Annotated in this window: 4 protein-coding genes; 1 reads left to right on the top strand and 3 read right to left on the bottom strand. The window is 72.1% G+C overall.

Annotated features, from left to right (window positions below; genetic code table 11):
- Positions 1-612: 612 nt before the first annotated feature.
- From ppc to NBZ83_RS27805, 3 genes are all read right to left on the bottom strand, one after another.
- Entirely contained in the window at positions 613-3,423 is a 2,811-nt protein-coding gene (gene ppc / locus NBZ83_RS27815) for a phosphoenolpyruvate carboxylase (protein ID WP_261576104.1), read from the bottom strand.
- A 266-nt stretch (positions 3,424-3,689) separates the two neighbouring features.
- Positions 3,690-4,949 (bottom strand): M56 family metallopeptidase, encoded by a 1,260-nt coding sequence (locus tag NBZ83_RS27810; RefSeq protein WP_261570975.1) that lies wholly within the window; start codon positions 4,947-4,949, stop codon positions 3,690-3,692.
- A gap of 13 nt (positions 4,950-4,962) precedes the next feature.
- Positions 4,963-5,478, bottom strand: a complete 516-nt coding sequence (locus NBZ83_RS27805) for a BlaI/MecI/CopY family transcriptional regulator (protein ID WP_261570976.1) — start codon at positions 5,476-5,478, stop codon at positions 4,963-4,965.
- 807 nt (positions 5,479-6,285) lie between these two features.
- Between NBZ83_RS27805 and NBZ83_RS27800 the strand changes: the two genes are divergently transcribed.
- On the top strand, positions 6,286-7,640 hold a 1,355-nt coding region (locus NBZ83_RS27800), incomplete at its 3' end, for a cytochrome ubiquinol oxidase subunit I (RefSeq protein ID WP_261576103.1).

The following is a 7,640-nucleotide window of genomic DNA, read 5'->3' as shown; positions in this document are numbered from 1 at the left end:
GTGGTCGGCGGCTCGCCGCGCAGACCCACCTCGTTGCGGACGGACACGCTGCGCTGGATGGACACGGGGAACCTCCTCGCGTCACAGCCGGGCCACGTGCGGCTGCTCCGCGGCGCGGGAGTGAGGCGTGCCGAGGCGCACGCCGTGGCGGCGTCTCGGGTGGATGACCGGGGCGGGATCCCACCGGCAGCCCCCGGGTGCCATGGGCGGACATGCCGTGACCGCGGCGCGTGGCGGTGACCGTGGTCGCCGGCCATGATCGGCCGGCCGGGTGGGAGTAGCCGGATCAATGGGAGCGCCCGACCAGTGCGGCGATCGGTGACGCTCGGACCGGTCGGGCTGCCTCAACGGCAGGAGCCGCCCCGCCCTTCCCGACTGTTCCGGCTCACGCGGCCGACCGCGGCGCACGGCGTGGCCCTGAAACTCCGAAGGATCAGCGGCCAGGTCGACAGAGCGCGCTCGCGACGCGATGAAAGTCGATGTGGGCACGGCATACCAGGAGAAGGCGCCGGCTCATGCATCCAACGGTAGATAGGACCCAACAGGTTGTCAATCAAGTCAATTGAGAAGCTGCGAAAGGGCGGTCCGGTTCGGAGGCCGGGCTGGGTGGGGTCAACCGGTGTTGCGCAGGCCGGCGGCGATGCCGTTGACCGTCAGCAGCAGCGCCCGGCGCAGGTGGGGATCGGCGCCCTCCCCGGCGGCGCGGGCGCGCGCGAGCAGGGAGAGCTGCAGGGCGTGCAGGGGGGCAAGGTAGGCGTCGCGGACCTCGAGGGTGTGGCGCAGCGTCGGGGCGTTCTCCAGCAGCTCGGCCTGGCCGGTGACCGCGAGGACTTCGGCGACCGTGCGGGCGTGCTCGGCCCGGATCGCCTCGAAGATCGGCCCGCCGTCGTCGCCGACGAGCGTGGAGACGTAGCGTTGGGCGATCATGAGGTCCGACTTGGCCAGGGTCATCTGCACGTTGCCGAGAAAGGTTCGGAAGAAGTGCCACGACCGGTACATCTCGGCGAGGGTGTCGCCGGCTCCGGCGGCCCGGGCCGCGGCCAGGCCGGTGCCCACGCCGAACCAGCCGGGCAGGATGATCCGCGACTGCGTCCAGCCGAACACCCAGGGGATCGCCCGCAGGTCGGCGAGCCCCCCGGTGCCGCCGGGCCGGCGCGACGGGCGTGAGCCGATGTTGAGGTTGCCGAGTTCCTCCACCGGGGTGGCGGCGAGGAAGAACGGCACCAGCGCGGGATCGCCGACGAACGTCTGGTAGGAGGTCCGGGCGGAGTCCGCGACCGCCTGCATGGTCTCGTCCCACTGGGCGAGGACGGCCGGGCTCAGCCGTGAGGTCCGGTGCAGGATCGACGCCTCGACCACGGCCGACAGGGTGATCTCCAGGTTGTGCCGGGCGAGCTGGGGCAGCGTGTACTTGTCGGAGATCACCTCGCCTTGCTCGGTGACCTTGATCGGGCCGTCGAGCGTGCCGAACGGCTGCGCCATGATCGCCTCGCCGCTCGGGCCGCCGCCGCGACCGACGGAGCCGCCGCGGCCGTGGAACAGCCGCAGGACGATGCCATGGCGGCGGGCGACGTCGCGCAGTTCCCGCTGCGCCTTGTGGATCTCCCACTGGGACGCGGTGATCCCCGCGTCCTTGGAGGAGTCCGAGTAGCCGAGCATGACCTCCTGCACGTCGGCGCGGGCGCGCACCAGCGAGCGGTAGGACGGGTCGGACAGCATGCCGTCGAGCAGCTCGCCGGCCGCCCGCAACTCGGCCACCGTCTCGAACAACGGGACGAAGCCGATGCGGGCCCAGGCTGGGCGGTCGGCGAAGCCGAGGCCGACCAGACCGGCCTCCCGGGCGAGCACCACCACGGCGAGGATGTCGTCGACGTCGCGGGTCATCGAGACGATGTAGCTCTCGATGACGTCCCCACCGAAGCGGTCCAGTGCCTCCCGCACGGTGCGCATCAGCTCCAGCGTGCCCAGCACCGCCGCGGGCAGCGGCGGCGGCACGGTGCCGAGCAGTGGCCGACGCCGGGCGAGCTCCGCGGACAGCAGGGCGCGCCGCGCGGTCCGGTCGAGCTGGGCATAGGGGAGGTCGAGCTCGCCGACCTGGTCGTACACCGCGGCCAGGGCCGCGTGATGCTTGTCGGCGTGCTCGCGGATGTCGAGGGTGGCCAGCGACAGCCCCATCGCGCGGGCGGTGCGGATCACGCGCAGCAGCGGGCCGTCCGCGACCAGAGAGCCGTCGCCGGCGGCGAGCGAGGCGCGCATCACCGTCAGGTCGTCGAGCACCTCGGCGAGGCCGCGGTAGTCCCGCCCGGGCACGTGCGGCGCGCCGGCGGCCAGCCGTTCCCGCGTGCCTGCGAGCCTCGCCAGGATGTAACTGCACTTGAGCCGGTACGGCTCCTCGGCGTTGAGCCGGATGTAGCGGTCGTGCACCTCGGGTAGCGCCGCCCGGTCCGCGGCCAGCGAGGACAACAGCTCGTCGCTGACCCCCACCACCCGGGTCGACGCCGTCAGCTCCTTGATGAGCTGGTCGACGGCGGAGATCAGCAGTCGGATGCCGAACTCGTGCTGGAGGGTGAGCACCTCCAGGGTGACCGCCGGGGTCACGTTCGGGTTGCCGTCCCGGTCGCCGCCGGCCCACGAACCGAACCGCAGCGGATGCGCCCCGGCCGGCAGCGTGAGGCCCACCCGGGCGAATGCCAGGTCGAGCTCCTCCAGCAGGTCGGGCAGCACCTCGGTGGCGATCAGCTCCAGGTAGTAGGCCGCCGAGCGGGCCTCGTCCGCGGGCTTGGGCCGCTCGACCCGCAGCTCGTCGGTCTGCCACAGCACGTCGACCATCTCGGCGAGGCGCCGCTGGGTGCGGTTGCGGTCGACGGGGCGCGGGGCGGTGCGGTCTGGGCTGTCCGCGTCGAGCAGGTCGGCAATGCGGCGCAGCGTGTCGAGCACCGACCGGCGGCTGGCCTCGGTCGGGTGCGCGGTGAACACCGGGCGTAGCTCCAGGCGCCGCGCGATCGATGCCGCCAGCTCCCGGTCGAGGGTGCCGGCGTCGAGCGCGGCGGCCATCCGGTCGAAGGTCTCCGCCAGCGGGCCCTGCGCCCGGTCGGACAGCTCCCGGGACCGGTGCAACTGCTCGGTGATGTTGGCGAGCTGGAAGTAGGCGGTGAAGGCGCGGGCGAGCACGATGGCCGTCTGATCGTCGACGGTGGCGAGCAGCCGACCGAGCTCGGCGCCGTTGTCGGGCCGGCGGGCCAGCGCGCGGACCTGCTCGACGAGCGCGAGCGTCGCCGCGCCCGCATGCCGGGTCAGGGCCTGGCCGAGCAGATCGCCGAGACGGCGGACCCCCGCCCGCACGGCCGCGTGGCGAGCATCGGAGGAGACCCCGCCGGCGAAGGCGCCGGGATCCGGGGCCAGCTCGTCGAGGGCCGTACTCACGCTCCGCTCGGTCGTCACGCTGCCTCCGGTGGGTTCGCCTGGATCTGCCTGAATCTGCCTGGGTTCGCCGAGCTGCCGGACACGGCGACCATGATGTCGCCGGGGGCCGGCGGGACTGTCCTGCGCCGGCGCGGCCTAGTCTGCCGACTCGCCCGCGCCTTGCATACGGCGAGATGGCGGGAGAGAGATAAATCGTCTCCCGCGCGCTCTGGCTTCGGTGGGCAGACCCTCCTTCGGCAATCGTGAACCGCCGGTGAGCTGCGCAATCAGCCGATTAGGACGATCATTGGGGGAGCCGCGAGGACGGCCGCGGCGGCCAGGTAGGCCCCCGCGGGCAGCCACCAACGGACCCCCGGGGGGTCGAGGAGCCGGGCGATCCGGGAGATGACCGGATTGATCGTGCCGAGCCGGTGACCGGGTGCCTCCGGCGCCGTCGTGGCGGCGACTCCGGATCCGACTCCGACTCCGGATCCGGATCCGGATCCGGGTGCGAACCGGCTCGCCGCCCGGGCCGCCGTGGCCGTCAGGGGATCCTCCGCGCCGAGTGCGGGCAGTACGGCGGCCTGGTGGCCGGTGATGCTGAGTGCCCCGGCGGGGACCGGGGCCCGGGCCACGCCGAGCCGAGCCAGCGCCCGGGCGAGCGAGCGGCGGCTGGTCTCGCGGGCGGCGGCGTCGTCGGCGAGCATCTCGACGAGTAAGGACACGGCCGCCGTCGCCTCCCGGGCCGGTCGGAGGAACGGGAACGTGCGCTCCCAGGCGACGAACGGCTGGATGACCAGATCGTGCCGCCCGGCTATGTGCGCCGCCTCGTGGGCAAGCACAGCGTCCAGCTCGGCGGCGTCGAGGGTGTTCAGCAGGCCCCTGGAGACCACGACCCTGGCGTGACGCACACCCGGGACGCAGTACGCGACCGCGATCGGATGGTCGAGGATCCGCAGCAGGATGCCGGCCCGGTCGCGGTGCTCGCACAGGCAGCAGGTGGTGGCGTCGTTCCCATCACCGCCGGGGTTCCCATCACCACCGGGGTTCGCGTCCCCGCCGGGGTTCGCGCCATCGCCGGGACCGTCGGCCGTGGCGGGCGAGTGGAGGTGGGTGTGGTCGGTCGACTCTCGCGCGCCGTGCCCGCGGTGGCGGCGGCCGGCGAGGTCGACCAGGTGCCGGTGCCGATGCCGTTCGCGCAGGGTGGCCGCGGTGGAGGCGCAGAGCACGCCGAACAGGCGGCAGGCCAGGACCGTCGCCGCGGCGAGGCCGACGAGGTTGACCCAGCGCAGGCCGGCAAGGGGGGACCCGGCCGCGATGTTGCCGAGATGATCGGTGATCGCGGTCGGGGTGTGCGTGGACAGTGGGGAGACGGTGAACGCGACCGCGGCCAGCAGGGCCGAGACGCCGCCGGCCAGCCCGATCGCCTGCCAGAGCACGATCGCCGCCCGCGGGCAGCCGTGCGGCCAGCGCGCGGCGGCCAGCAGGCGTGGTACCGGCCAGGCCAGCACGCCCGCGAAAAGAGCGAGGAGGGCCGCGGTCGTCATCTCCTCGGCAACGCTACCGCCCGTCCGGTGGAATCTGAACCGTTCGATCCGAGTCGGTGCTCACCGCGGCGGGTCCGTCCGGCTCGTCGGTGGCTGTCCGGAGCGGGGACGGGATGGATGGATCCGCCGCCGCGGCGGCCGCGAGATCGGGGTCGCCGACCGCGTCCATCGGGTCTGCGCCGAGGGGCTCCAGGGCCCGGCGAAGGATCTCCGCCTCCTCGGCGGAGACCGATCCGACGAAGCGGACCAGCGCCGAACCGCGGTCGTCCGCGGTGCCCAGCGCCTCCATCATCGCCTCGGCTACGACGGCCTCACGGCTGTCGGACGCGGCGTAGCGGTGTGCCCGCGCGGCCCGCTGCCGGCGGACGAAACCCTTGCGTTCCAGTCTTTCGAGCACGGTCAGCACGGTGGTGTACGCGAGGTCGCGTTCATGGTCCAGGCGGGCCGCGACCTCGCGGGCCGTGAGCCAGCCTTCGCTCGACCACAACACGTCCATGACCGACCGTTCGAGGTCACCCAGGCGCGCCATGTGTCGATCCTACGTCGCGTAGAAGTTCAGTGCGGCCGAACGGTCTCGTTGGCGTGGCATCCTGCGTCACACGGCCGCCGGACCTGGGTGTTCACCTCGCGATGGCGGGCGGCGCCGGCCGCGGTCCCCCGGCGGTCGGCCCGCGCCGACGCCGCCAACGTCACAACCGGCCGGTGGCCCGATGGTCGCACCGTCGCCGTCGGTCGCCGTCGGCCCTCGCCCGCGCGGCGTCGGGACTTTCCGCCCGGCCCTATTCGGCGCGACACCGGCACATTCTTCCCCCGCAGCCCCCGGCCGGGTGCACCCCCTCGGGACCGTCCCGACTGATCGGCATCCGGCCGGCCCGACGAAGGCGTCGGCAATTGCATTCGCCGCCGTTCCCTGTGGTCTTGTGCCGGGTTACCCGGGTGGCGGCGTGGTTGTGTTATCTGAAGGTTATTTTTTCGGTGGAGCCGATCGACCCCGATCGGGGGTGAAATCGTTCCAGGCCGCTGTGACCAGTGGCGCGAATTGCGCGGGACGGGCCCGTTGGTGCCGCGGCGAACGCGGTAAATGCCAAGGTCCGCCGCTGACGGGCACGTCACACGGGATTTGCGGGGGGAAGGCGCCGGAAGATGGCGTATGCACATAGAGGGGACGCGCGATGCTCTGCCCCGCCGGCCGGCGTCGCGCATGTCGTGGACCTCACGGAGGCCCGATCGCCGACCGGATCACCCCGTTACGTAACTTAGGACCTTCTACGTTGGGTAGAAGGTCGACTGAATCCCGGTCGATTTCTTCCCGCGGTCCTTCGAAGGAGCCGTGCGCATGGTTCTCGCCGCCGACGCCGTCGACCTCGCTCGTGCCCAGACGGCGTTCTCCCTCGCGTTCCACATCTGCTTCGCCGTGTTCGGTGTCGGTTTGCCATGGCTGCTGATCTACACCGAGCGACGTTGGCTCAAGACCGGGGATCCGGTCTGGCTGGCTCTGACGAAGAAGTGGTCGCGTGCCTTCGCCGTTCTCTTCGCGGTGGGGGCCGTCTCGGGAACGGTGTTGTCGTTCGAGTTCGGGCTGCTCTGGCCCGCGTTCATGTCCAAATACGGCGGCGCCCTCGGGCTGTCGTTCACCCTGGAGGGCTTTGCGTTCTTCACCGAGGCGATCTTCGTCGGCATGTACCTGTACGGCTGGAAGCGCCTCTCGCCGCGGGCCCACTGGCTGACGCTGTGGCCGATCGCGATCTCCGGCACCCTGTCGACGCTGTTCATCATCACGGTGAACGCCTGGATGAACGTGCCGCGCGGGATCGTCGAGCAGGACGGCAAGCTCCTCGAGGCCAAGCCGTACGCCCCGTTCATCAGCCCAGGTACCCCGCCGCAGCTTGTCCACATGCTGATCGCGGCACTGATGTGCGCCGGCGGTGTGGTCGCGGCCATCTATGCGGTGGGCATGCTGCGCGGTCGTCGCGACACCTACCATCAGCGTGGCCTGAAGATCGGGCTCGCGGTGGTGCTTTTCTGCGCGCCGCTGCAGCTCATCGTCGGGGACTGGGCGGCCCGTGTCGCCGGCGCCAACCAGCCGTTCAAGCTCGCGGCGATGGAGGGGCTGTACCACACCGGGTCGCACGCGCCCTTCGCCATCGGCGGGATCTACGACAACAAGACCGGTGAGATCCGCTACGGCCTGGAGATCCCCAGCGGGCTCTCGCTGCTCGAGGGCTTCAGCACCGGCCATGTGATCAAGGGCCTGGACGGCGCTGCGCCGGACGAGCGGCCGAACGGCACGCTGGTGCACGGGGCGTTCACGACGATGGTCGGGGCGGGATCCGCCCTGATCGGGCTGTCGCTGATCACCGGCTTCGTCGTCCTGCTGCGCCGTCGGCGCGGGGATCGTCCACTGCTACCCACCAGCAAGCCGTGGCTGATCGCCGCCGCGTGCACCGGGCCGGCGGCGATGCTGGCGATGCTCACCGGCTGGGAGGTCACCGAGGGTGGCCGCCAGCCATGGATCGTCGGTGACCACATGCGGGTCGTCGAGGGCGTGAGCGGCGGCAACGCGGTGGCGCCGATGTTCGCGGGCACCCTGGTGCTCTACCTCGGGCTCGCCGGCGCACTGCTGCTCATCCTGCGGAAGATGGCCACCGGCGGCCCCAGCGGCGAGCAGCTGCGTCCCGGTCAGCCCGTCGG

It is taken from the genome of Frankia gtarii, assembly GCF_025403375.1.
Taxonomy (GTDB): domain Bacteria; phylum Actinomycetota; class Actinomycetes; order Frankiales; family Frankiaceae; genus Frankia; species Frankia gtarii.
The sequence above is the reverse complement of the archived record's forward strand: the minus strand, read 5'-3'. Positions and strand labels throughout refer to the sequence as shown.